This is a genomic window from Streptomyces sp. NBC_00425 (genome assembly GCF_036030735.1).
Taxonomy (GTDB): domain Bacteria; phylum Actinomycetota; class Actinomycetes; order Streptomycetales; family Streptomycetaceae; genus Streptomyces.
Map to the genome: position 1 here is coordinate 5,661,069 of NZ_CP107928.1, position 22,900 is coordinate 5,683,968.

At 71.3% G+C, this 22,900-nt stretch carries 17 protein-coding genes and 1 tRNA gene; 7 read left to right on the forward strand and 11 right to left on the reverse strand.

The features are described from left to right. Positions 1-63: 63 nt before the first annotated feature. Positions 64-2,793, forward strand: coding sequence for a phosphoenolpyruvate carboxylase (gene ppc, locus OHS82_RS24605; RefSeq protein WP_057578669.1), 2,730 nt, complete (start codon positions 64-66; stop codon positions 2,791-2,793). A gap of 78 nt (positions 2,794-2,871) precedes the next feature. On the opposite strand, the gene OHS82_RS24610 is transcribed toward ppc, so the two are convergent. The 7 genes from OHS82_RS24610 to OHS82_RS24640 all read right to left on the reverse strand — a co-directional run bounded on the left by OHS82_RS24610 (position 2,872) and on the right by OHS82_RS24640 (position 8,641). Further along, positions 2,872-3,498: a hypothetical protein gene (locus OHS82_RS24610; protein WP_443061798.1), complete on the reverse strand. Its 627-nt coding sequence runs from the start codon at positions 3,496-3,498 to the stop codon at positions 2,872-2,874. 53 nt (positions 3,499-3,551) lie between these two features. Beyond that, positions 3,552-4,154 carry an aminoacyl-tRNA hydrolase gene (gene pth / locus OHS82_RS24615; protein ID WP_057578667.1) on the reverse strand — a complete coding sequence of 201 codons (603 nt, stop codon included), beginning with the start codon at positions 4,152-4,154 and terminating at the stop codon, positions 3,552-3,554. A gap of 72 nt (positions 4,155-4,226) precedes the next feature. Continuing rightward, the gene (locus OHS82_RS24620) at positions 4,227-4,811 is read right to left on the reverse strand and encodes a 50S ribosomal protein L25/general stress protein Ctc (RefSeq protein WP_057578666.1); all 585 of its coding nucleotides are present in this window, start codon (positions 4,809-4,811) and stop codon (positions 4,227-4,229) included. A gap of 201 nt (positions 4,812-5,012) precedes the next feature. Next, a complete protein-coding gene (locus OHS82_RS24625) occupies positions 5,013-5,987 on the reverse strand; it encodes a ribose-phosphate diphosphokinase (RefSeq protein ID WP_057578665.1) in 975 nt (324 codons plus the stop codon). A gap of 133 nt (positions 5,988-6,120) precedes the next feature. Beyond that, positions 6,121-7,569: a bifunctional UDP-N-acetylglucosamine diphosphorylase/glucosamine-1-phosphate N-acetyltransferase GlmU gene (gene glmU, locus OHS82_RS24630; protein ID WP_079041254.1), complete on the reverse strand. Its 1,449-nt coding sequence runs from the start codon at positions 7,567-7,569 to the stop codon at positions 6,121-6,123. A gap of 109 nt (positions 7,570-7,678) precedes the next feature. Beyond that, positions 7,679-7,750: transfer RNA gene (locus OHS82_RS24635), tRNA-Gln, on the reverse strand. A 15-nt stretch (positions 7,751-7,765) separates the two neighbouring features. Next, on the reverse strand, positions 7,766-8,641 hold the full coding sequence (locus OHS82_RS24640; protein WP_328434484.1) for a hypothetical protein: 876 nt from the start codon (positions 8,639-8,641) through the stop codon (positions 7,766-7,768). A gap of 166 nt (positions 8,642-8,807) precedes the next feature. Here OHS82_RS24640 and OHS82_RS24645 point away from each other — a divergent pair, with 166 nt between their 5' ends. After that, positions 8,808-10,091 (forward strand): sensor histidine kinase, encoded by a 1,284-nt coding sequence (locus OHS82_RS24645; protein ID WP_057578658.1) that lies wholly within the window; start codon positions 8,808-8,810, stop codon positions 10,089-10,091. A 61-nt stretch (positions 10,092-10,152) separates the two neighbouring features. Here the strand turns inward: OHS82_RS24645 and OHS82_RS24650 are convergent, their stop codons facing one another. Both OHS82_RS24650 and OHS82_RS24655 read right to left on the reverse strand, forming a co-directional pair. Continuing rightward, positions 10,153-10,647 carry an SUKH-3 domain-containing protein gene (locus OHS82_RS24650; RefSeq protein WP_057578656.1) on the reverse strand — a complete coding sequence of 165 codons (495 nt, stop codon included), beginning with the start codon at positions 10,645-10,647 and terminating at the stop codon, positions 10,153-10,155. Positions 10,648-10,709: 62 nt separating this feature from the next. Beyond that, positions 10,710-11,246, reverse strand: coding sequence for a YwqJ-related putative deaminase (locus tag OHS82_RS24655; RefSeq protein WP_107105212.1), 537 nt, complete (start codon positions 11,244-11,246; stop codon positions 10,710-10,712). 304 nt (positions 11,247-11,550) lie between these two features. Here OHS82_RS24655 and OHS82_RS24660 point away from each other — a divergent pair, with 304 nt between their 5' ends. The 3 genes from OHS82_RS24660 (at position 11,551) to OHS82_RS24670 (ending at position 16,549) form a co-directional block, all read left to right on the forward strand. After that, positions 11,551-12,579 carry an SMI1/KNR4 family protein gene (locus OHS82_RS24660; RefSeq protein WP_057579347.1) on the forward strand — a complete coding sequence of 343 codons (1,029 nt, stop codon included), beginning with the start codon at positions 11,551-11,553 and terminating at the stop codon, positions 12,577-12,579. Positions 12,580-12,587: 8 nt separating this feature from the next. Next, the gene (locus tag OHS82_RS24665; protein WP_328434485.1) at positions 12,588-15,434 is read left to right on the forward strand and encodes an SUKH-4 family immunity protein; all 2,847 of its coding nucleotides are present in this window, start codon (positions 12,588-12,590) and stop codon (positions 15,432-15,434) included. Between the two features lie 230 nt (positions 15,435-15,664). Beyond that, a complete protein-coding gene (locus OHS82_RS24670; protein ID WP_057578649.1) occupies positions 15,665-16,549 on the forward strand; it encodes a hypothetical protein in 885 nt (294 codons plus the stop codon). Between the two features lie 184 nt (positions 16,550-16,733). Here the strand turns inward: OHS82_RS24670 and OHS82_RS24675 are convergent, their stop codons facing one another. Both OHS82_RS24675 and OHS82_RS24680 read right to left on the reverse strand, forming a co-directional pair. Then, on the reverse strand, positions 16,734-18,344 hold the full coding sequence (locus tag OHS82_RS24675; RefSeq protein ID WP_057578647.1) for a sodium/solute symporter: 1,611 nt from the start codon (positions 18,342-18,344) through the stop codon (positions 16,734-16,736). Next, complete coding sequence (locus tag OHS82_RS24680; RefSeq protein ID WP_328434486.1) at positions 18,341-18,799, reverse strand: DUF485 domain-containing protein; 459 nt, start codon at positions 18,797-18,799, stop codon at positions 18,341-18,343. The genes OHS82_RS24675 and OHS82_RS24680 overlap by 4 nt, the downstream gene beginning before the upstream one ends. Before the next feature lie 707 nt (positions 18,800-19,506). On the opposite strand from OHS82_RS24680, the gene OHS82_RS24685 reads away from it, so the two are divergent. Further along, positions 19,507-20,295 carry an ABC transporter ATP-binding protein gene (locus OHS82_RS24685; protein WP_057578643.1) on the forward strand — a complete coding sequence of 263 codons (789 nt, stop codon included), beginning with the start codon at positions 19,507-19,509 and terminating at the stop codon, positions 20,293-20,295. Then, entirely contained in the window at positions 20,292-22,871 is a 2,580-nt protein-coding gene (locus OHS82_RS24690; RefSeq protein WP_057578639.1) for an ABC transporter permease, read from the forward strand. The genes OHS82_RS24685 and OHS82_RS24690 overlap by 4 nt, the downstream gene beginning before the upstream one ends. Positions 22,872-22,900 lie beyond the last annotated feature (29 nt).

Sequence of the window (22,900 nt, forward strand, 5' to 3'; positions counted from 1 at the left end):
CCCGCGGGGAGGATGTCCGAGTTCCCTCTTGGACGAGCTTCAACACTGCAAGGAGCCGCACCTGTGAGCAGTGCCGACGACCAGACCACGACCAGCCCCGAGCTGCGCGCCGACATCCGCCGGCTCGGTGATCTCCTCGGCGAGACCCTCGTCCGTCAGGAGGGCCCCGAGCTCCTCGACCTGGTCGAGAAGGTCCGCCGCCTCACCCGGGAGGACGGCGACGCCGCCGCCGAGCTGCTGCGCGGCATCGAACTTACGACCGCGGCCAAGCTGGTCCGCGCCTTCTCCACCTACTTCCACCTGGCCAACGTCACCGAACAGGTCCACCGGGGCCGCGAACTGCGCGAACGCCGCGCCGCCGAGGGCGGCCTCCTCGCCCGCACCGCCGACCGCCTCAAGGACGCCGACCCCGAGCACGTCCTGCAGACGGTCCGCCACCTCAACGTCCGCCCCGTCTTCACGGCGCACCCCACCGAAGCCGCGCGCCGGTCGGTACTCAACAAGCTCCGGCGCATCGCCGCGCTTCTGGAGACCCCCGTCATCGAGTCCGACCGCCGGCGCCACGACACGCGCCTGGCCGAGAACATCGACCTCGTCTGGCAGACCGACGAACTGCGCGTCGTCCGCCCCGAACCCGCCGACGAGGCCCGCAACGCCATCTACTACCTCGACGAACTCCACGCCGGCGCCGTCGGCGACGTCCTCGAGGACCTCACGTCGGAACTGGAGCGCGTCGGCGTGAAGCTCCCCGACGACACGCGCCCCATCACCTTCGGCACCTGGATCGGCGGCGACCGGGACGGAAACCCCAACGTCACCCCCCAGGTCACCTGGGACGTCCTCATCCTCCAGCACGAACACGGCATCAACGACGCCCTCGAGACCATCGACGAACTGCGCGGCTTCCTCTCCAACTCCATCCGCTACACCGGAGCCACCGAGGAACTCCTCACCTCCCTCCGGGCCGACCTCGAACAACTGCCCGAGATCAGCCCCCGCTACAAGCGCCTCAACGCCGAAGAGCCCTACCGCCTCAAGGCCACCTGCATCCGCCAGAAGCTCGAGAACACCAAGCAGCGCCTCGCCAAGGGCACCCCCCACGAGAGCGGACGCGACTACCTCGGCACCGGCGAACTCCTCCAGGACCTCACCCTCATCCAGACCTCCCTGCGCGAACACCGCGGCGGCCTCTTCGCCGACGGCCGGATGAACCGCACCATCCGCACCCTCGCCGCCTTCGGCCTCCAGCTCGCCACCATGGACGTCCGCGAACACGCCGACGCCCACCACCACGCCCTCGGCCAGCTCTTCGACCGCCTCGGCGAGGAGTCCTGGCGCTACGCCGACATGCCCCGCGAGTACCGCACCAAGCTCCTCGCCAAGGAACTGCGCTCCCGCCGCCCGCTCGCCCCCGTCCCCGCCCCCGTCGACGCCGCCGGCGAGAAGACCCTCGGCGTCTTCCTCACCGTCAAGCGCGCCCTCGAGGTCTTCGGACCCGAAGTCATCGAGTCCTACGTCATCTCCATGTGCCAGGGCGCCGACGACGTCTTCGCCGCCGCCGTCCTCGCCCGCGAAGCCGGCCTCGTCGACCTGCACGCCGGCTGGGCCAGGATCGGCATCGTCCCCCTCCTGGAGACCACCGACGAACTCAAGGCCGCCGACACCATCCTCGAGGACATGCTCTCCGACCCGTCGTACCGCCGACTGGTGGCACTGCGCGGAGACGTCCAGGAAGTCATGCTCGGCTACTCCGACTCCTCCAAGTTCGGCGGCATCACCACCAGCCAGTGGGAGATCCACCGCGCCCAGCGCCGCCTGCGCGACGTCGCCCACCGCTACGGCGTCCGCCTGCGCCTCTTCCACGGCCGCGGCGGCACCGTCGGCCGCGGCGGCGGCCCCTCCCACAACGCCATCCTCGCCCAGCCCTGGGGCACCCTCGAAGGCGAGATCAAGGTCACCGAACAGGGCGAGGTCATCTCCGACAAGTACCTCATCCCCTCCCTCGCCAGGGAGAACCTGGAACTGACCGTCGCCGCCACCCTCCAGGCCTCCGCCCTGCACACCGCCCCCCGCCAGTCCGACGAGTCCCTCGCCCGCTGGGACGCCGCCATGGACGTCGTCTCCGACGCCGCCCACGCCGCCTACCGCACCCTCGTCGAGGACCCGGACCTGCCGACGTACTTCCTCGCGTCGACACCGGTGGACCAGCTCGCCGACCTGCACCTCGGCTCCCGGCCCTCCCGCCGCCCCGGCTCCGGCGTCTCCCTCGACGGCCTGCGCGCCATCCCCTGGGTGTTCGGCTGGACCCAGTCGCGGCAGATCGTCCCCGGCTGGTTCGGCGTCGGCTCAGGACTCAAGGCCCTGCGCGAGGCGGGCCTGGACACCGTGCTCGACGAGATGCACGAACAGTGGCACTTCTTCCGCAACTTCATCTCCAACGTCGAGATGACCCTCGCCAAGACCGACCTGCGCATCGCCCAGCACTACGTCGACACCCTCGTCCCCGACGAGCTCCGCCACGTCTTCGACGCCATCAAGGCCGAACACGCCCTCACCGTCACCGAAGTCCTCAAGGTCACCGGCGAACGCGAACTGCTCGACGCCACCCCCGCCCTCAAGCAGACCTTCAGCATCCGCGACGCCTACCTCGACCCCATCTCCCACCTCCAGGTCACCCTGCTCAAGCGCCAGCGCGACGAAGCCGCCGCCGGCGCCGAACCCGACCCGCTGCTCTCCCGCGCCCTCCTCCTCACCGTCAACGGCGTCGCGGCAGGCCTGCGCAACACCGGCTGACCCACCCCGCACCACGAGGGGCGCCCCCAGGCTCGTACGAACCCGGAGGCGCCCCTCACCCGTCCCCGCTCACACCGCTCACACCGTCAGGAACGCCGCCGTCAGCAACGCCACCCCCGACCCCGCCAGCATCCAACCGGCCCGCACCCGCCCCAGACCCCCCGCCACCACCACCGACGCCAACAACAACGCCCCGCCGAACGGCACCCACGCGTACAACACCCCCGCAGGCCCCGAACGCACCGCCCGATCACTGCCCGGCTTCAGCACCACTGTGTACGTCCGCCCCTTGCGCACCGCCACCGACTGATCCAGCACCACCCGCGCCCGCGCCGTCGACCCCGCCGACAACGGCGAGTACGGCCCCGCACAACTCCCCCCGGCACACCGCGTCACCTCGACCGTGCCCTGCTCCCGCCCCTTCGTCAGCATCACGTGCTGCGCCGAACCCCAGGAACCCCACACCCCCGCCACCAGGATCAGCACCGCGACCGCGCCCATCGCAACGAACCGCCCGAACCGCAGCACCGCCACGGAGACCGAACCCCCGGCCGCCCCCCGGCCGGACCCCCCGGCCGCGGCCGGGCCCTCGGCGGACCCCGAGCCCACGGCCCGGCCCCGGCCCCGGCCCCGGGCGGACCCCTTGGCCGAGTGCTTGCGGGACGGACCCCCACGGCGGTGCGACGAGACTGCAGAGCCAGACATGGCCGGGATCATCAGCCATCACTGAACCAACGTCAACCTCGGTGGGTGACAAGTCAGGAGTTGTACGTGCTTTGCGCCCGCTCCAACCCCTCCAGCACCAGGGCCTCCGCCGCGTCCGCCGCCCGGTCCACGAAGTAGTCCAGCTCCTTGCGCTCCGCCGACGAGAAGTCCTTCAGCACGAAGTCCGCCACCTGCATCCGCCCCGGCGGGCGCCCGATCCCGAACCGCACCCGGTGGTACTCCGCACCCATCGCCTTCGTCATCGACTTCAGACCGTTGTGCCCGTTGTCGCCGCCGCCCAGCTTCAACCGCAGCACGCCGTAGTCGATGTCCAGCTCGTCGTGCACCGCCACCACGTTCGCCAGAGGCACCTTGTAGAAGTCCCGCAACGCGTTCACCGGGCCGCCCGACAGGTTCATGAACGACATCGGCTTCGCCAGCACCACCCGCCGGCTCCCCGTCCCCGGCGGACCGATCCGGCCCTCCACCACCTGCGCCTGCGCCCTCCCCGCCCGCTTGAACCGCCCCCCGAGCCGCGTCGCCAGCAGATCGGCGGCCATGAAACCCACGTTGTGCCGGTTCATGGCGTGCTCCGGGCCCGGATTGCCGAGACCCACGATCAGCCACGGCGCGTTCGCATCGGTCGTCACCTGCATGTCTCCTTGATACGCGCAGACCGCCGCCCCCCGAAGGGAGCGGCGGCCGACGAAATGAGGTACCGGGAAAAATCAGGCCTCGGTGGCCTCGGCCTCGGCGTCCGCCGGAGCCTCCTCCGCCTGAGCGGCCAGAACCTGCAGGACGACCGCGTCCTCGTCGATCGCCAGGGTCGTGCCCTTGGGCAGCGGGATGTCCTTGGCGAGGATGGACGCGCCGGCCTCGAGACCCTCGATGGAGACGGTGACCGACTCCGGGATGTGCGTCGCCTCGGCCTCGACCGTCAGCGTGCTCAGCACGTGCTCGAGCAGGTAGGCGCCCGGGGCCAGGTCGCCCTCGGTGTGCACGAAGACCTCGACGTTGACCTTCTCGCCGCGCTTCACGAGCAGCAGGTCGACGTGGTCCAGGAAGCCCTTGATCGCGTCACGCTGCACGGCCTTCGGGATCGCCAGCTGCGTCTTGCCGTCGATCTCCAGGCTGAGCAGCACGTTCGGGGTGCGCAGCGCGAGCTGGAGCTCGTGGCCCGGCAGCGTGATGTGCACCGGGTCGGCACCGTGGCCGTACACCACGGCCGGAACCTTGTTGGCACGACGGATACGACGGGCAGCGCCCTTGCCGAACTCGGTCCGGGACTCGGCGGCAAGCTTCAGCTCAGCCATGTTCACTCCTCGTAGAACGGGGGAAAGGTGGTCACCCGGCCAACCATCGGCCTGCTACGAAGAGCGCGTCGATAACGGACCGCCGTACACACGCGCCACACACACACGCGTACGGCCTCCCTCGCCGAGCAACTGTCACAGTTTACGCAGCGGGAAGGCCGTACACGAAATCGATCTAGACCCTGCTTCCGACGGCAGCCGTCACTGCTCGTCGAACAGGCTCGTCACCGAACCGTCCTCGAACACCTCACGCACCGCGTTCGCGATCGTCGGCGCGATCGACAACACCGTGATCTTGTCGACCTCCAGCTCACCCGGCGTCGGAAGCGTGTTCGTGAACACGAACTCGCTCACCTTCGAGTTCTTCAGACGGTCCGCCGCCGGACCCGACAGCACACCGTGCGTCGCCGTCACTATGACGTCCTCCGCACCATGCGCGAACAACGCGTCCGCGGCCGCACAGATCGTGCCACCCGTGTCGATCATGTCGTCCACGAGCACGCAGACACGGCCCTTGACCTCGCCCACGACCTCGTGGACCGTCACCTGGTTCGCCACGTCCTTGTCGCGCCGCTTGTGCACGATCGCCAGCGGCGCGCCCAGACGGTCGCACCAGCGATCCGCCACCCGCACCCGGCCCGCGTCCGGCGACACCACCGTGAGCTTGTTGCGGTCCACCTTCTGACCCACGTAGTCCGCCAGCAGCGGCAACGCGAACAGGTGGTCCACCGGACCGTCGAAGAACCCCTGGATCTGGTCCGTGTGCAGATCCACGGTCAGGATCCGGTGCGCACCCGCCGTCTTCATCAGATCGGCGATCAGCCGCGCCGAGATCGGCTCACGCCCACGGTGCTTCTTGTCCTGACGCGCATAGCCGTAGAACGGCACGATCACGGTGATCGAACGCGCCGAAGCCCGCTTCAGCGCATCGATCATGATCAACTGCTCCATGATCCACTTGTTGATCGGAGCCGTGTGGCTCTGGATCAGGAAGCAGTCCGCACCGCGCGCCGACTCCTGGTAGCGAACGTAGATCTCACCGTTGGCGAAATCGAAGGCCTTCGTCGGGACGACCCCGACACCCAGCTGGTGGGCGACCTCCTCGGCAAGCTCGGGGTGGGCGCGGCCGGAGAAGAACATCATCTTCTTCTCGCCGGTCGTCTTGATCCCGGTCACAGCACTGTCTCCTCAGAGGTGTCTCAGCTGGATGTCGAGAACCCTCGCCGCTGGGCGCGACAAGGACGTCTCAGCTGGTAGGTGCGGGTGTGCACTTATCACGGTACGCGGTGTTCGACGCGCCCGTTTCCGGTCAGCTTCCGCTTTCGCCCTGGCGGGACGCCGTCTCGGCCGCCTTCGCCGCCGCGCTGCCCGGACGCTTACGGGCCACCCAGCCCTCGATATTCCGCTGCTGACCACGGGCCACGGCCAGCGAACCGGGCGGCACATCCTTCGTGATCACGGACCCGGCCGCGGTGTACGCGCCGTCCCCGACCGTGACCGGAGCCACAAACATGTTGTCCGAACCCGTCCGGCAATGCGACCCGACCGTCGTGTGATGCTTGTCCTGTCCGTCGTAGTTCACGAACACGCTCGCCGCGCCGATGTTGCTGTACTCACCGATCGTCGCGTCACCCACGTACGACAGGTGCGGAACCTTCGTCCCCTCACCCAGCGACGCGTTCTTCGCCTCCACGAACGTGCCGATCTTGCTCTTCGTCCCCAGACGCGTACCGGGACGCAGATACGCGAACGGCCCCACCGACGCGCCCGCCCCGATCTCCGAGTCGTTGGACACCGTGTTGTCGACCCGGGCCCCCGCACCGACCACCGTGTCCTTCAGCCGGCTGTTCGGACCGACCTCCGCGCCCTCGCCCACATGCGTGCTCCCGTGCAGCTGCGTACCCGGATGCACCACCGCGTCCCGCTCGAACGTCACCGTGACGTCCACCCACGTCGTCGCCGGGTCGATCACCGTCACACCCGACAGCATCGCCGCGGTCAGCAGCCGGTCGTTCAGGATCCGGCGCGCCTCGCTCAGCTGCACCCGGTTGTTGATGCCGGCGATCTCACGGTGATCGGCGGCCACGGACGCACCCACCCGGTGACCCGCCTCGCGCAGAATCCCCAGGACGTCCGTCAGGTACTCCTCGCCCTGACTGTTGTCCGTGCGCACCTTCTTCAGCGCGTCCGCGAGCAGCTGCCCGTCGAACGCGAACACCCCGGAGTTGATCTCCCGGATCGCCAGCACCGCGTCGTCCGCGTCCTTGTGCTCGACGATCGCCGTCACGGCGCCCGAGGCCTCGTCCCGGACGATCCGCCCGTACCCCGTGGCGTCCGGCACCTCGGCGGTCAGCACGGTGACCGCGTTGCCGTCCGCGTGATGCGTCGCGGCCAGCTCCGCCAGCGTCGCACCCGTCAGCAGCGGAGTGTCGCCGCACACGACCACCACCGTGCCGTCCACACCGCCGCCCAGCTGCTCGAGCCCCATCCGCACGGCGTGCCCGGTGCCGTTCTGCTCCTCCTGCACGGCGGTGCGCACGGCGGCGTCGACCTCGGCGAGGTGCGCGGTGACCTTCTCGCGTGCGTGTCCGACCACCACGACCAGGTTCTCGGGGTCCAGCTCACGGGCGGCGGCCAGCACGTGGCCCACGAGGCTGCGGCCGCAGAGCTCGTGGAGGACCTTCGGTATGGCCGACTTCATACGGGTGCCCTCACCCGCTGCGAGTACGACGACGGCTGCCGGGCGAATGGCGCTCACGGAGTTGCCCTTCGGCTGTGGGAGGTGGGGACATCCGAAGGATACCGGGGCGTTTCCCGGCGGACATGAGAGCGGGCCCCGACGTGGAGGTCAGGGCCCGGTTCAGCAGCTCCGCCGGCTGGATTCGAACCAGCGTCTCAAGGCTCCAAAGGCCTGCGGGATGCCGCTACCCCACGGCGGATTGCTGCCTTAGACCTTACCGGAGGAGGGGAGGGGCATGATCCCGCCCGGCGGACTCCACCATGCCGGACCACCAGCCTTCAATGCGCCGGTACAGGTCGGCTCCCTTCGCCACCCGGATCACCAGGCAGCCCCGGTAGCTCTCACCAACGTTCTTACGGAGGGTCTTGGGGTTGTGCTTCTTGATCGTCGTCTTCTGGAAGGCGGACGCGTCGACGCCCGCCAGGTCCGCCCAGTAGCGGATCGCCCCCTCTACGTCCGCGGTCATGTGAATCATCAGCCGGTAGGTCAGACGCGCGGGCTCCACGCCCAGGAGGTTGAGCCAGGCCAGGTAGAGCTGGATCACGCCGGGGTCGCTGTTGACGAACGTGACGTTCTCGCGGCGGGAGTAAGGCTTGTCCTTCGAGCCCTCGGCCCAGTAGAGAGCGATCCCCGCGATGAAGAGGTCGCGCTCGGACATGGTGCCGAGTTGAGCGGCTGCGGTCGTCTTGGTGCGTCGACGTGCCTCGTCCCGTACCGCCAGTTCGTGCTCCCAGCGCTTCCGACTGGCCAGGCGGGCTTGCTCGGCCGGGTCGCGGCGCTCCGGTTTCGGCAGATCCCGCACCCACAGGGAGATCGAGCTCTTCGAGCAGCCCAGTTCCAGCTGGATCTGGTCGTACGTCCTGCCTTGCAGCCGGAGCTCCCTCGCTTGGTGCCTGAGGTCGTCCTTCGCGTTCGGGCGCTTCGTCCACTCCGGTGGGGGTTCGCCCTCCAGGAGGCGGTTGAGGATGTCGTTGTTGTCGACGTGGAGCCGATCGCGGATCTGCCGCCGGCTGAGGCCCTCGCGCCGCAGCGCCACCGCCCGCTCTCGAAGTCCCTCGAAGTCGGCGTACTTGCCGTTCGCATGTGTCATACGCATACCGTCCGGGCGGAATGTGAGGTTCCGAGGTCGAACGGGTGTGGTTCAGCCGTTCGAGGGATACCGGTGGGTTTCGATGCTGTTCGGTTACGGTGCGTGGTGTGGGGCGGTCGCGGAAAGTCGCCGGAAAAGGCGAGGGGTGCGCCCGTAGGCTGGAGGCATGACCATGACGGGGGCAGAGGACACGGCGGTCCGGGGAGGGCCGCTGTGGTGGGCCAGACGGCGTAGCGCGGTGTTCGACTCGGGCCTCGGGCTCGTGTCGGCCGTGGAGTGTGCGGTGGAGGGGGTGCCGTTCGCACGGGACGCGGGGATCCCGGCGGCGGTGGGGGTGGTGTTCGGTCTGCTCGCCGGCTCGGTGTTGGTGGTGCGGCGGCGGTGGCCGATCGCGGTGGTGCTGGTGGCGATCGCGATCACGCCGGCGCAGATGGGTTTTCTGATGGGGATCGTGGGGTTGTACACGCTCGCCGCTTCGGAGCTGCCTCGGCGGATCATCGCGTCGCTCGCCGGGATGCAGTTGGTGGGGACGTTGATCGTGACGTTCGTGCAGGTGAGGCAGAGCATGAACCGGGGGAGTCTGACCCTGGGCGACTGGTTCGTGCCGTTCGCGGCGATCACGACGTCGCTGGGGTTGACGGCGCCGCCGTTGCTGCTGGGGCTTTATGTGGGAGCGCGGCGGCGGCTGATGGAGAGTCTGCGGGAGCGTGCGGACAGTCTCGAGCGGGAGTTGCAGTTGCTCGCGGAGCGGGCGGAGGAGCGTGCGGAGTGGGCGCGTAACGAGGAGCGGACGCGGATCGCGCGGGAGATGCACGACGTGGTGGCGCATCGGGTGAGTCTGATGGTGGTGCATGCGGCGGCGTTGCAGGCGGTGGCGCGGAAGGATCCGGAGAAGGCGGTGCGCAACGCGGCGCTGGTGGGGGACATGGGCCGGCAGGCGTTGACCGAGTTGCGGGAGATGCTCGGGGTGTTGCGCAGTGGGGTCGGGGTGGAGCGGGCGGCGGCCGCGTCGGTGACGGTGGGGGTGGCCGCGGTGGTCGTGGAGGAGGGGGAGGGGCCGTGTCTGGCGGAGTTGGAGGAGTTGGTGGGGCAGTCGGCGGCTGCGGGGATGGTGGTGGATCTGATGGTGGAGGGTGAGGTGCGGGCGTATGCGCCGGAGGTGGAGCAGACGGCGTACCGGGTGGTGCAGGAGGCGTTGACGAACGTCCACAAGCATGCCGGGGGTGCGAAGACGCAGGTGCGGTTGGCGCATCGGGTGGGGGAGATCGCGATGCAGGTGGAGAACGGGGCGCCGCCGGAGGTGGGGTCCGCGTCGTCGGCGGGGTTGCCTTCGGGGGGCAACGGCTTGGTGGGGATGAGGGAGCGGGTGGTGGCGTTGGGCGGGGTGTTCGTGTCGGGGCCGACGGAGGCGGGGGGTTTCCGGGTGTCGGCGGTGATTCCGGCGGCGTAGGCGGGTGGGGGGTGGCGGTGTGGTGCGTCCGCCGTGTGGTGGTGGGGGGTGGGGCCGGGTGTCAGCCTGCGGTGAGGCGGGTGGGTTCGGCGCCGGAGGTGAGGGCGCCGAGGGCCTGGTCGATGTCGGGGCCGAGGTACCAGTCGCCGGTGTGGTCGAGGGCGTAGACGCGGCCTTCGGCGTCGATGGCGAGGAGGGCACGGTCGTCGGCTTCGGCGCCGAGGGGGGCGACTTCGGTGTCGAGGGCGCGGCCGAGGTCGGCGAGGGTGCGGGCGAGGTGGAGGCCGTGCAGGGGGTCGAGGTGGAGGGTGCTGGGGGCGATCTGGCGGCCGGGTCCTGTGGGGGTGATGGTGAGTCCGCCGAATTCGGCCCAGGCTTCGACGGCGGCGGGGAAGACGGCGTGGCGGTGGCCGGCGGGTGAGGTGTGTTCGCGGAGGGTGTCGGCCCAGATTTCGGCTTGTTTGATGTCCCAGCGTCCGGGTTGCCAGCCGGCGGCGCGCAGGGCGGCGTCGACGGGTACGGGGAAGCGCGTGGTGGAGGTGCGGTCGGGGTGCATCTGCCCTTCGTCCGTGGTGTGTCGGGGTGGTGCGGGTGTGCCGTTGTGCCGGTGGGGGTGGTTCAGGAGCCGGTCGCGGGGTCGACGACGCGGACGCCGAAGTGGGCGCTGAGGGCGGCGCAGGCGCGGCAGGGGGTGGCGAAGCCGCCGTGGAGGGGGTCGCCGTCCTCGCGGATGTGGCGGGTGGTGAGTTTGGCTTGCTTGAGGGTTTTTCGGGCTTCGCCGTTGGTCATGGGGCGGCGGGCGGCGCGTCTGCTGCGGGCGGCGTCGGCGGCGGTGATGTGGCGGGAGATGAGGATGGCTTCGGCGCAGCGGCCGGTGGAGCGGTCGCGTTGGGCGCTGGTGAGGGTGTCGAGGAAGTCCTGGACGAGGGGGTGCAGGGGTGGGGGCTGGTCGCCGCGGGCGGCGGTGCCGGTGAGGGTGGCGCCGCGGACGGAGAGGGCGGCGGCGACGGTGGGGAGTATGCCGTCGCGGCGGTGGCGGAGGGTGGGGGTGTGGGGTGTGGCGGTGGCGGACCAGCCGATGCGGGGGTCGCCGGTGTGGGTGGTGTGCAGGTCGTCGGGCCTGCCGGTGTGTGGCCCCGTCTGTGTGGTGTTCATGATCGTTTCCCCTCCGTGCATCCCCCGGAGGTCACAGGGTGCCAAATGGCGGGGCGGGTGCGGAAGCTGGGGCGGTGCGACACGCCCGGGGCGGGGTGGGTCGTCACGGCGGGGTGACGGCTGGTCACGGAAGTGGAGGGCCGGTGACCGCTGTCGTCGTACCGCATAGGCTGTCGCACCGTGAGCGCGTGGTTGACGCGCGTCGGAGATCGTTGGAGACAGTCGATACGGGTCGTTGCGGGCCGGGTCCGGAAGCGGATCCGCCTGTCGCGGGCCGTACAGAGTGCCGCAGGGGGCAACCGCCATGACGACAGGTCGGCTCGGGCTGGGGGCGCCTCCCGGCCGCCAGGTGGGGGGACAGGGCACGCCGCCGAACGCGGCCTACGCGGGGCAGGTCGTGCATTTCCCGGATCCGGTCCGGGCCGCGCGGCACCCGAGGGGTGTGCGGGTGGACGAGCGGGGTTATCCGGACTTCTCGCCGTATGCGCGGGCGGTCGCGGAGATCGCTGATCCGCCGGAGGGTTTCGGTGTGGACGAGTTGCGGTTGACGGACTACGTGTCGGCGAACGCGGCGTCGGCGGCTTCGGGGCACGAGTTGTGGGACACGGTGCCGGCGGTGGCGACTCCGCACGGCTGGACGTGGCATCACGTGGTGGGTTCGCGGCGGCTGGAGCTGGTTCCGGTCGAGGTGAAGGCGTTGCTGCGGCATCACGGTGGGGTGTCGACGGCGTTGGTGGACCAGGCGAAGCGGGGCACGCGGCCGTTGCAGGAGACGCGTCCGGCGCACTTCGGTCTGCCGAAGTCGGGTGTGGCGGTGTCGGAGCAGCAGGTGCAGGGGGTGGAGGAGGATCTGGGGTACCGGCTGCCGGGGGCGTACCGGTCGTTCCTGAAGGCGGCGGGCGGGTGTGCGCCGGTGGGCGCGGCGTTGGACGCGGAGCTGGGTCTGCTGGTGGATCAGCCGTTCTTCACGGTGCGGGACGAGGCGGCGGTCAACGACCTGGTGTATGTGAACAAGTGTCTGCGGGACCATCTGACGAAGGACTATCTGAGCGTCGGTTTCGTGCAGGGCGGGTTGCTGGCCGTGAAGGTGCGGGGCGAGCGGGCCGGTTCGGTGTGGTTCTGCTCGTACGACGATGTGCGGGACGTGGATCCCGGGTGGTCGCCGGCAGAGCGGATGGAGCGGTTGTTGTTGCCGTGCGGTGAGGACTTCGACGTCTTCCTGTCGCGGCTGGCGGGCAATCCGCCGGAGTTGGCGACAGTGGCGAATCTGATGGTGGACGGCGGGTTCGCGCGGGCGGTGCCGGCGTCTTCGGTGTCTTCGGCGGGGGAGTGAGCTGGACGATGGTGACGTTCGCGCAGGCGCAGGAGCGCGCCGAGGAGTGGGTCAACGGGGATGTGCCGGCGTATCAGCATCGTGAGGTGCGGGTGCGGGAGTTCGAGCTCGGGTTCGTGGTGTGGGCCGAGGACCGTGCGGAGGGGCCGCGTTCGGACGGGGGTGCGCAGCGGCTGGTGATCGCCCGGGACAGCGGGGAGGCCACGTTGTGGCCTTCGGTGCCGGTGGGTGAGGTGATTCGCCGGTACGAGGAGGAGTACGGCCGTCCGGAGGGGCCTGTGGACGCGGTGCCGGCGCCTGCGGCGCGGGTGGATCTGAATCAGACGTCGTTCCTGTTGTCGCCGCCGGAGTGGTTGCAGGAGGCGGCGGACAGGCTGGGGATTCCCGACCGGCGGGAGGCCGGGTCGGGGTCCGGGGACGCGGGGTCGGCGTCCGGGGCTGCCGACGGTCCCGCCGCGTCGTCGAACTCGTTCGGTGCGGGTGCGGGTGCGGGTGCGGGTGCGGGTGCGGGTGCGGGTGTGGGCGGTGATCCGTCGCTGCCTCGGACGCAGGGTGGTGTGCCGGGGAGCCGGCTGCCCGAGACGCAGGCCGGGGTGCCGACGGGTCCGGCCGCGGGTCCGGCTCCGGCGGCGGCCGCCGCTCCGGCCGGCGCGACGCCGTGGGCCGGGACGGACACCAACGGCGACGCCGGTGACGACCGTTCCGTACCGCTGCCCGCGACCGTGTTCGCGCCTCCGCTGAGCGGGTCCGACGACGAGGAGGCGGGGCCGCAGACGGCCGCGCCGGACGCCAAGACGGCGTTGATGTCCGGCGGCAGTCAGCTTCCGCCGACGGCGGTCGCTCCGGTGCTCGGCGATCAGGGTGCGTCGAGTGCGTCGGGCGTGCGGGGCGGGCAGCAGGCGTCCGGGAGCGCCCCGGCGGGGCCGTCCGCGACGCCTCCGCCTGCCGGTCCGACGCCTCCGCAGGCGGGGTCGACGCCTCCGCCTGCGGGTCCGGCCGGGTCGTCGTACGGCTATCCGCAGGGTGCTCCGGGTGCTCCGCAGCCGCCGGCCGCCCCGGGTGCTCCGGCGCGGCCGCTCGCGCCGAACGCCGGTGACATCGCCGACGCGGCGACCAGCAAGGCCGCGCCTCCGCCGCGGCGCAACCGCGGTGCGGGGGCGCCGCCGCCTCCGCCGGGGATGCCCGGAGCGCCGGGTGCGCGGCCGGTCGGCACGCCTGTGCCGCCGCCTGCGCCGTCCGGCCCGGGTGCGCCGGGCACTCCGGCGGGCGGCTATGTGCCGACGCAGCTGATCTCGTCCCTGGAACCGGGTGCGCCGGGTGCTCCGGGTGGCCCTGGTGGCCCTGGTGGCCCTGGGGCTTCCGGTCCTGCGGGCGCGCCCGGTGCGCCGCACGCGCCGGGCGCGCCGAACCCGCCCGGGGGGACGCCTCCTCCCGGCGCGGTGCATCACGCCGCGACGATGTTCGCCGACCCGGGTCAGATGGGTCCGGGGGCCGCTCCGCATCCGCCGGGTGTCCCCGGCGTCCCCGGCGCTCCGGGTGTCCCCGGCGCGCCGCAGGTTCCGGGTGCCCCCGGTGCTCCGGGCGGGAACGGCTCGGCGGGCGGGGGGCAGGGCGCCGTCCACCATGCCGCGACGATGCTGGCCGGTCCGCCGGCCGGCGGACCGGGCGCGCCCCCGCCGCCGCAGGCCCACGGGCCGCACGGGGTTCATGCGGCGCCCGGTGCTCCCGGTTTCCCGGGTGGCGGTCCCGGTGTGCCTCCGGGGCCTCCCGGGATGGCTCCGGGCGTGCCGCAGCCCCCGATGCCGCCGGGTGCGATGCCGCCGCCGGGCGGCCCGGTGCCGGGGCAGCCCCCGTCGTACGGGTATCCGCAGCAGCAGGGTCTGCCGACGGTCGGGCCGGGTTATCAGGCCGTGCTGCGCTTCCGGGCGCGGGACGGTTCGGAGCAGCAGCTGATCCGGCGTTCGGCGCCGGGCACCCCGCACCCGGAGTGGCAGATCTTCCACGAGCTGCGCGCGATGAACGTGCCGCCGGACCAGGTGCTGGAGCTGCACACGGAGTTGGAGTCGTGCGAGCTGCCGGGTGCGTACTGTGCCCGGATGATCCGGGAGCAGTGGCCGCAGGCGCGGATCACGAGCATCGCGCCGTACGGCACGGATCATGCGAGCCGGCAGCAGGGCATGCAGCAGTTGCTGGCGCATCAGGGCGAGCTGCACCAGGTGGCGGACGGTCCCGCGCGTCCGGGGCCGGTGCGTGCGCCGTTGGCGCCGGTGCAGCCGGTGCCGCCGGTGCCGCCGGAGGCCATCGGGCAGGAGCTGGCGGCGGTCTTCGGGCCGGCGGTGTTCCGGTTCGAGCAGGCGGCGGTGTCCCGGCAGGGTGTGCCGCCGGTGGTGGCGCACACCCTGGTGGTGGCGGGTCTGCCGGCGGACATGGGGCCGTTCTTCTGGGCGCAGGCCCAGCCGGGGCGGCCGGTGCCGACGCTGGCGGAGCTGGCGGCGGAGCGGGGTGTGCAGCCGGCTTCGGACGCGGGTTCGTATCTCGTGATGGGCAGTGACTTCGGCAAGGCGATCTGTGTGCAGTACGGGACGGCGAACATCGTCGCCGTGCCGGTGGAGGCGGGCCTGGGCGGTGCTCCGGTGCCGCCGCAGTTCGTGAACACGGGGCTGCCGGAGTTCGCGCGCTGTCTGGCGCTGCTGGGACGGATGTGGCGGCTGCGGTTCGGTCTGAACCAGGAGCAGGCGGGCCGCTGGACCGTCGACTTCCAGGCCCAGTTGGCCTCGCTCGACCCGGCGGCGCTCGGTTCGCCGGAGAGCTGGTGGTCGGTGCTGCTGGAGCAGATGTGGGACGGACTGCTGTGACGGGTGGTCGCTGACCCGCCGAGGGTGCAGGACGGAGAACGGGCCGGGCCCGGTCGGAAGACCGGGCCCGGCCTTTTCGTGTCCGGATGGTGCCGGGGTGGTGCCGAGGTGGCGACGCCGTTGACCGTGACCTGTGCGCGGAGTGTCGCGTTATGAACACTTACGCCCGATACATCAAGATATGCGCGAAATCATCATGTCGTGTCCGTCGGGTGGCGAGGGGTTCAAGGATGAGCAGCGCATCGGTGTCACCGCCGGGGTTCGTGACCGTTCGCGGCCGCGGCTACCGTCCTGAGCAGGTCGAGGCGTACACGGCCGCGCTGTGCGCCGACCGGGACGCGGCGTGGGAGCGGGCCGCCCGGCTCACCGTCCTCGCCCGGCAGATGGAGGAGGAGGCCGAGCGGTTGCGCGAGGTCGTGACGGGGCTCGCGCCGCAGACCTATGACGTGCTCGGCGAGCGTGCGCAGCGCATCCTCCAGCTCGGGATCGAGGAGGCGGACGACGTTCGCGCGTGTGCGCGGCGTGCGGCGGCGGACGAGGTCGCGCACGCCGGGACGTGCGCCCTCGGGACGCGCCGGGCGGCGCAGGAGGAGGCGGACGCGCTGCGCGCGGAGGCCGAGGAGCGCGCACGCCAGCGACTGCTCGCGGCGCGCGCCGAGGCCGACGAGGTCCGCATCGGCGCCCGGCGCGAGGTGAAGGAGTACCGGGGCGAGGCGCTGGCCGCCCTGCGCGAGGTGCGCCAGCGCACCGCCGCCATGCTCGCCGAGCAGGACAAGGAGCACGCCGAGCGGTGGGCCGCGGTGGAGCACGAGGCCGCCGGGCGGGCCGCCGCCCTCGACGCGCGGCACGCCGAGGCGGTGGCGCGCGCCGAGGCGGCGCTGTCCGAGGCGAAGCAGGCGTTCGCCGAGGCCGAGGAGTCGGCCCGCCGCGGCCAGGAGGACGCACAGGCGCGTGCGGCCGGGATCCTCGCCGAGGCGCGCGCCCGGGAGGAGCGCACCGAGCGGGAGACGGAGCGCGTCCTGCGGGAGCACGGCGCGCGCGGGGAGGACGTCCAGGCGCACATGGATCACGTCCGCAACAGCCTGACCGCCCTCACCGGCCGCGCGGTCGACTGACGACCGCCTTCACCGGCCGCGCGGTCGACTGACGACCGCCTTCACCGGCCGCGCGGTCGGTTGACGATTGCCTTCACCGGTCGCGCGGTCGGTTGACGATTGCCTTCACCGGTCGCGCGGTCGACGGTGACGGGGCGCCCGATGTCCCGTGTGCCGGTTCGGACCGGCGTCGGGTGCGGGGGCGTCAGTCGCCCCTGCGGACCGCGCCCGCCAGGATGGAGCCCTCCACCTCCTCGTACCGGCGGCGCTGCACCTCCGCCGTGCGGTGGCCCGAGAGCACCGTCCCAAGCCAGCCGAGGGCGAAGCCCAGCGGCACGGTGACGATGCCGGTGGTGGTGAACGGGAACCAGTTGAAGTCGGCCTCGGGGAAGGCGGAGACGGGCGAGCCGGAGACCAGGTTCGTGCCCGGCATGAGGAGCAGGACGGACACGGTCCCGCCGATGAGCGTGGCGAGCAGGCCCGTGCGGGTGTAGCGGCGCCAGAAGAGGCTGTAGACGAGGGCCGGGGCGAGGGCCGACGCCCCGAGGCAGAAGGAGAGGGTGACCAGGGGCTGCAGGCTGCGGTGCTGGACCTGGGTGGCCAGCAGGATGGTGGGGACGCCGACCGCGAGGGCGGACAGCCGGGCCACGAGCATCTCGCGCCGCGGGGACGTCCGCGGCTTCTGCGCGGCGAACACGTCGTGCGCGAGGGAGTTGGCGCAGGCGAGGATCATGCCGGCGACCGAGGCGAGGACGGTGAGGAAGATCGCCGTCGTGACGGTGGTGAAGAGGAGGGTCTCGGCGGTGGACACGTCCGCGCCGAACGCGGCCCGCGAGCCCAGCAGGTAGGCGGTGTTGCCCCGGGGGTCGGCCCCGGCGATCAGCGCACGGCCGACGAGCGCGGTGGCGCCGAACCCGACGACCGTCATCACCAGCACGAACAGGGCGACCGCGGACACCGCCCAGGACATCGAACGGCGCACCTGGCGGGCGCTGGAGGCGGTGTACATGCGCATGGTGATGTGGGGCAGGCACGCGCCGCCCAGCACGACCGACAGCTGCGAGACGATCATGTCGACGCGGGGATAGGGGCCGTCGGCGAACTCCAGGCCGGAGCGCAGGAAGGCGTCGCCGACCCCGCTCCCCTCGGCCGCCGCGTCGAAGAGCGCGCCGGGGCTGCCGTCGAAGCGGTACAGGATGATCACCGCGATGACCGTGCCGGAGCCGAGCAGCGTGACGATCTTCAGCATCTGGATGAGGGCGGTGCCCTTCATGCCGCCGATCGCCGCGTAGCTGATCATCAGCACGCCCATGCAGACGACGCAGCCCGTCTTCACCGAGTCGCCGGAGAAGCCGAGGATGAAGGCGAGCAGCTGGCCGGTGCCGGCGAGCTGGACGAGCATCATCGGCAGCAGCGCGGCGAGGGTGACCGCGCACGCCGTGATGCGCACCGCGCGGCCCGGCATCCGCCGCGCGAGCGCGTCGCCCATGGTGAACCGGCCCGCGTTGCGCAGCGGTTCGGCCAGCAGGAACATCAGCAGCATCAGCGAGAGCACGGTGCTGAGGGCGAGGACGACGCCGTCGTAGCCGCACAGGGCGATCACTCCGCCGGTGCCCAGGACGGTGGCGGCGGAGATGTAGTCGCCCGCGATGGCCAGGCCGTTGCGCAGCGGGGAGAGCGAGCGGTAGCCGGTGTAGAACTCGTCGAGGTCGTCGCGGTCGGGGCCGGTCATCACGCACAGCAGCAGCGTGATGGTGGCGACGGCGGTGAACGCCACGAGGGACATGGTCTGGGCGTCGCCGGTGAGTTCCGTCATCGTCGGACCTCCCCGGGGCGCGTTCCGCGCCGGTCCCGGGACTCCCGCGCGGTGCGGGTGTCGTCCCGTCTGGCGTCGATCTCGGCGAGCTTGCGGATGCGGTCGGCGAGCGGGTCGACGTGCCGGCGGGCCGTGCGCTCGTACAGGACGATCGCCAGCCAGGTGACGGGGAGCTGGAGCAGGGCGAGCAGCAGTCCGGCGGGGAGGCCGGGGGCGGGCGTGCCGGTCATCAGGGACGGCGCGAACGCCGACAGGAGGAGGAAGACGACGAAGTAGCCGAGCGCGGTGAGGGTCGCCACGCGTCGCTGGCGGCGGTAGGCGCCGCGCAGGATCCGCAGATCGCTGTGGCGGCCGAGGGGGGCGTGGCGGTCCGGCCGCGGTCGCTGCGGCTCGGGCGGTGGGGGTGGCGGCTGCCAGGGGTAGGTGGGGTGGGGGTATGACGGGTCGTGGGACATCCCGCTCCTTGCATGGCTCGGATCCGAGGCGGCGGACCGCAGGGAGGTGGGGGGCGAGGGAGGCACGTTACTCGGGAGTACGGTCGCTGCGAAGTCTTTTCACCAAACTGGTCGGTCGGTATGCGCTTACTGGGCGAAACAGGCTCCCACCTGGGCTGTTACCCGCGTTAACCCCCGTGCTTTTCCGGGAATGCGAGGGGCGTCCCGAGGCGCGTCCCCCGCTCGCGCGGAAATCAGCGCCGGGACCTCGCGCCCCCGCGCCCCCGCGTGCCCCCTGCATCCATCTGCCGGAACCCGGCTTTCCACTTGATCCTCACGCGACGGGAGGGCGCAGCCTGGGCGGGGCGGAGGGTGGAGAGACCCCCGAGTGCCTCTCCACCTGGCGGTGGACAGCCCCTAGGGGTCTCTCCGTACTACGGCTGGGGGTGGGTTCGTTCCGGCGGAGGAGGAGAACCCCCCTGCGCCGTCCTTAACCTGGCTTTACGCCGTCGACGGGGGCGGGCGGGACCGGCGGGGCGGTCAACCCCACCCACGGGGGGTGGGGTTAACCCCCCGGGAAGACGGGCCCGGGCACCAGCGCGCGGGCCCGCCTCCCGCCGACACACTTCTCGACGTAGCGCTTCACCGTCCGGCACCGCCACGCACCGTCCGGCGGCACCGGCCCGGGGCGCTCGTCCACCGCAGACTTTCGACTGAGGAGACTGACCGTGACTTCGGCTGTGACCATTCCCAGGCACGGGGGCACTGGAGGGCGTACGGCCGTTGCCGCGCGAGCGCGACAGGTCGTCAAGGCGTACGGGTCCGGGGAGACCCGGGTCGTCGCCCTCGACCACGTCGACGTGGACATCACCCGTGGCCAGTTCACCGCGATCATGGGCCCCTCGGGGTCCGGCAAGTCCACGCTGATGCACTGCCTCGCCGGTCTCGACACCGTCTCGTCGGGCCAGATCTACCTGGACGAGACCGAGATCACCGGGCTCAAGGACAAGAAGCTCACCAAGCTGCGCCGGGACCGGATCGGGTTCATCTTCCAGGCGTTCAACCTGCTGCCCACCCTGAACGCGCTCGAGAACATCACCCTGCCGATGGACATAGCCGGCCGCAAGCCGGACAAGGCGTGGCTGAGCCAGGTCGTGGAGACCGTCGGCCTCGCCGACCGCCTCAAGCACCGTCCCACCCAGCTCTCCGGCGGTCAGCAGCAGCGCGTCGCCGTGGCCCGCGCCCTGGCCGCCCGCCCGGAGATCATCTTCGGGGACGAGCCCACCGGAAACCTCGACTCGCGCGCCGGCGCCGAGGTCCTGGGCTTCCTGCGCCGCTCGGTGGACGACCTGGGGCAGACCATCGTGATGGTCACGCACGACCCGGTGGCCGCCTCCTACGCCGACCGGGTGCTGTACCTCGCGGACGGCAGGATCGTCGACGAGATGTTCAAGCCGACCGCCGAGACCGTCCTCGACCGCATGAAGGACTTCGACGCGCGGGGGCGTACGTCATGACCGTGCTCAAGACCTCGATGCGCAACTTCTTCGCGCACAAGGGACGCATGGCCCTGTCGGCCGTGGCGGTCCTGCTGTCCGTGGCGTTCGTCTGCGGGACGCTGGTGTTCACCGACACGATGAACACGACGTTCGACAAGCTCTTCGCCGCCACCTCCTCCGATGTGACGGTGAGCGCGAAGGGCGCCTCGGACACCGGTGAGACGACCGCCGACAACGGAAAGCCGCCGGTCATGCCGGCCTCCGTGCTCGACGAGGTGCGCAGGACCAAGGGCGTGAAGTCCGCGGAGGGCGCGGTCTTCACCAGCGCGGCGACCGTGGTCGACGCCGACAAGGACAGCCTGTCGCCGTCCAGCGGCGCTCCCACCATCGTCGGCAGCTGGAACGCCAACGAAGCCCGCACCATGAAGATCACCGAAGGCGCGGCGCCCAAGGGCTCCGGCCAGGTCATGGCCGACGAGGACACCGCCGACAAGCACCACCTGAAGCTCGGCGACGAGATCGGCGTGATCACCGCGGTCGGCACGCACACCGCGAAGATCTCCGGCATCGCCGCCTTCCAGGTCACCAACCCCGGCGCGGCGATCTTCTACCTGGACACCGCGACCGCCCAGAAGACACTGGTCGGCGAGGCGAACGTCTACACGAACGTCAACGTCACGGCCGCGGCCGGCGTCAGCGACGAGCAGCTGAAGAAGAACGTCGCGGCCGGGATCGGCGCCGACTACAAGGTGCAGACCGCCAAGGAGACCGCGGACGCCAACCGCAAGGACGTCGGGAGCTTCCTGGACGTGATGAAGTACGCGATGCTCGGCTTCGCCGGGATCGCCTTCCTCGTCGGCATCTTCCTCATCATCAACACCTTCTCGATGCTGGTCGCCCAGCGCACCCGTGAGATCGGCCTGATGCGGGCCATCGGCTCCAGCCGCAAACAGGTCAACCGCTCGGTGCTCGCGGAGGCCCTGCTCCTGGGCGTCGTCGGCTCCGTCCTCGGCGTCGGCGCGGGCGTCGGCATCGCCGTCGGCCTGATGAAGCTCATGAGCATGACCGGAATGAACCTCTCCACCGACGACCTGACGGTCGCCTGGACGACCCCGGTCGTCGGCATGATCCTCGGCATCGTCGTCACAGTGCTGGCGGCCTACCTCCCGGCCCGCCGAGCCGGGAAGGTCTCCCCGATGGCCGCGCTGCGCGACGCCGGCGCCCCGGCGGACGCCAAGGCCGGCGTCGTGCGGGCCGTCATCGGTCTGCTGCTCACCGTCGGCGGCGGCGCGGGCCTCTACCTGGCCTCCGTCGCCGAGAAGGCCGCCGAGGGCTCGATGTGGCTGGGCCTCGGCGTGGTGCTGAGCCTGATCGGCTTCGTGGTGATCGGCCCGCTGCTGGCCGGCGGCGTGGTGCGGGTGCTGGGCGCGGTCCTGCTGAGGGCGTTCGGCCCGGTGGGGCGGATGGCGGAGCGCAACGCGCTGCGCAACCCGCGCCGCACCGGCGCCACGGGCGCGGCCCTCATGATCGGTCTGGCGCTGGTCGCCTGTCTGTCGGTGGTCGGCTCCTCCATGGTCGCCTCGGCCACCGAGGAACTCGACAAAAGCGTCGGCACGGACTTCATCATCCAGAGCGACACGGGCCAGCGCGTGACGGCCGACGCGGTGAAGGCCATCAGGTCGACCCCGGGCCTGGCGCGGGTCACCGAGTACAAGGGGACCCAGGCCGACTTCACCACCCCCGACGGCAAGACCCTCGACAAGACGGAGATCACGGCGGCCGACCCGACCTACGCGACCGACCTGCGCGTCGAGACCGTCGCCGGCAAGCTCGCCGACGCCTACCGGCTCGACTCGATGTCCGTCCACGAGAAGTTCGCCGAGGACCACAAGATCAAGCTGGGCTCCACGATCTCCGTGGCGTTCAAGGACGGATCCACCGCCCGGCTGACGGTCCGCGCGATCACCAGCAGCGACGGCGTCATCGACCAGGGCGCGATGTACACCTCCATCGACACCCTGAAGAAGTACGTCCCGGCCGGCAAGCTGCCGCTCGACCAGCTGGTCTTCGCCTCCGCGAAGGACGGGCAGCAGGACGCCGCGTACACGGCCCTGAAGTCGGCGCTGCACGACTACCCGCAGTACGTCGTGCGCGACCAGACCGACTACAAGCAGGAGCTGAAGGACCAGATCGGGCAGCTGCTGAACCTGATCTACGGCCTGCTCGCCCTCGCGATCATCGTCGCCGTCCTCGGCGTGGTGAACACCCTGGCACTGTCGGTGGTGGAGCGCACCCGGGAGATCGGCCTGATGCGGGCGATCGGTCTCTCCCGCCGCCAGCTGCGCCGCATGATCCGCATGGAGTCGGTCGTCATCGCCCTCTTCGGCGCCCTGCTCGGCCTCGGGCTGGGCATGGGATGGGGCGCGACCGCGCAGCAGCTCCTCGCCCTGCAGGGGCTGGACGTCCTCGACATCCCGTGGCCGACGATCATCGGCGTGTTCATCGGCTCCGCGTTCGTGGGCCTGTTCGCGGCACTGATCCCGGCGTTCCGAGCGGGCCGCATGAACGTCCTGAACGCGATCGCGACGGACTAGCCGCGAGGGGTTCCGGCTTCCCCGAACAG

What these genes read in the sequence shown, in the direction of transcription:
- OHS82_RS24665 (WP_328434485.1), top strand. Translation starts at nt 12,588, where the DNA reads ATGGTGACGTTCGCGCAGGCGCAGGAGCGCGCCGAGGAGTGGGTCAAC.
- OHS82_RS24680 (WP_328434486.1), bottom strand. Translation starts at nt 18,799, where the DNA reads ATGTCCCACGACCCGTCATACCCCCACCCCACCTACCCCTGGCAGCCG.
- OHS82_RS24660 (WP_057579347.1), top strand. Translation starts at nt 11,551, where the DNA reads ATGACGACAGGTCGGCTCGGGCTGGGGGCGCCTCCCGGCCGCCAGGTG.
- OHS82_RS24690 (WP_057578639.1), top strand. Translation starts at nt 20,292, where the DNA reads ATGACCGTGCTCAAGACCTCGATGCGCAACTTCTTCGCGCACAAGGGA.
- OHS82_RS24620 (WP_057578666.1), bottom strand. Translation starts at nt 4,811, where the DNA reads ATGGCTGAGCTGAAGCTTGCCGCCGAGTCCCGGACCGAGTTCGGCAAG.
- OHS82_RS24640 (WP_328434484.1), bottom strand. Translation starts at nt 8,641, where the DNA reads ATGACACATGCGAACGGCAAGTACGCCGACTTCGAGGGACTTCGAGAG.
- pth (WP_057578667.1), bottom strand. Translation starts at nt 4,154, where the DNA reads ATGCAGGTGACGACCGATGCGAACGCGCCGTGGCTGATCGTGGGTCTC.
- OHS82_RS24675 (WP_057578647.1), bottom strand. Translation starts at nt 18,344, where the DNA reads ATGACGGAACTCACCGGCGACGCCCAGACCATGTCCCTCGTGGCGTTC.
- OHS82_RS24610 (WP_443061798.1), bottom strand. Translation starts at nt 3,498, where the DNA reads ATGTCTGGCTCTGCAGTCTCGTCGCACCGCCGTGGGGGTCCGTCCCGC.
- OHS82_RS24645 (WP_057578658.1), top strand. Translation starts at nt 8,808, where the DNA reads ATGACCATGACGGGGGCAGAGGACACGGCGGTCCGGGGAGGGCCGCTG.
- OHS82_RS24670 (WP_057578649.1), top strand. Translation starts at nt 15,665, where the DNA reads ATGAGCAGCGCATCGGTGTCACCGCCGGGGTTCGTGACCGTTCGCGGC.
- OHS82_RS24655 (WP_107105212.1), bottom strand. Translation starts at nt 11,246, where the DNA reads ATGAACACCACACAGACGGGGCCACACACCGGCAGGCCCGACGACCTG.
- OHS82_RS24650 (WP_057578656.1), bottom strand. Translation starts at nt 10,647, where the DNA reads ATGCACCCCGACCGCACCTCCACCACGCGCTTCCCCGTACCCGTCGAC.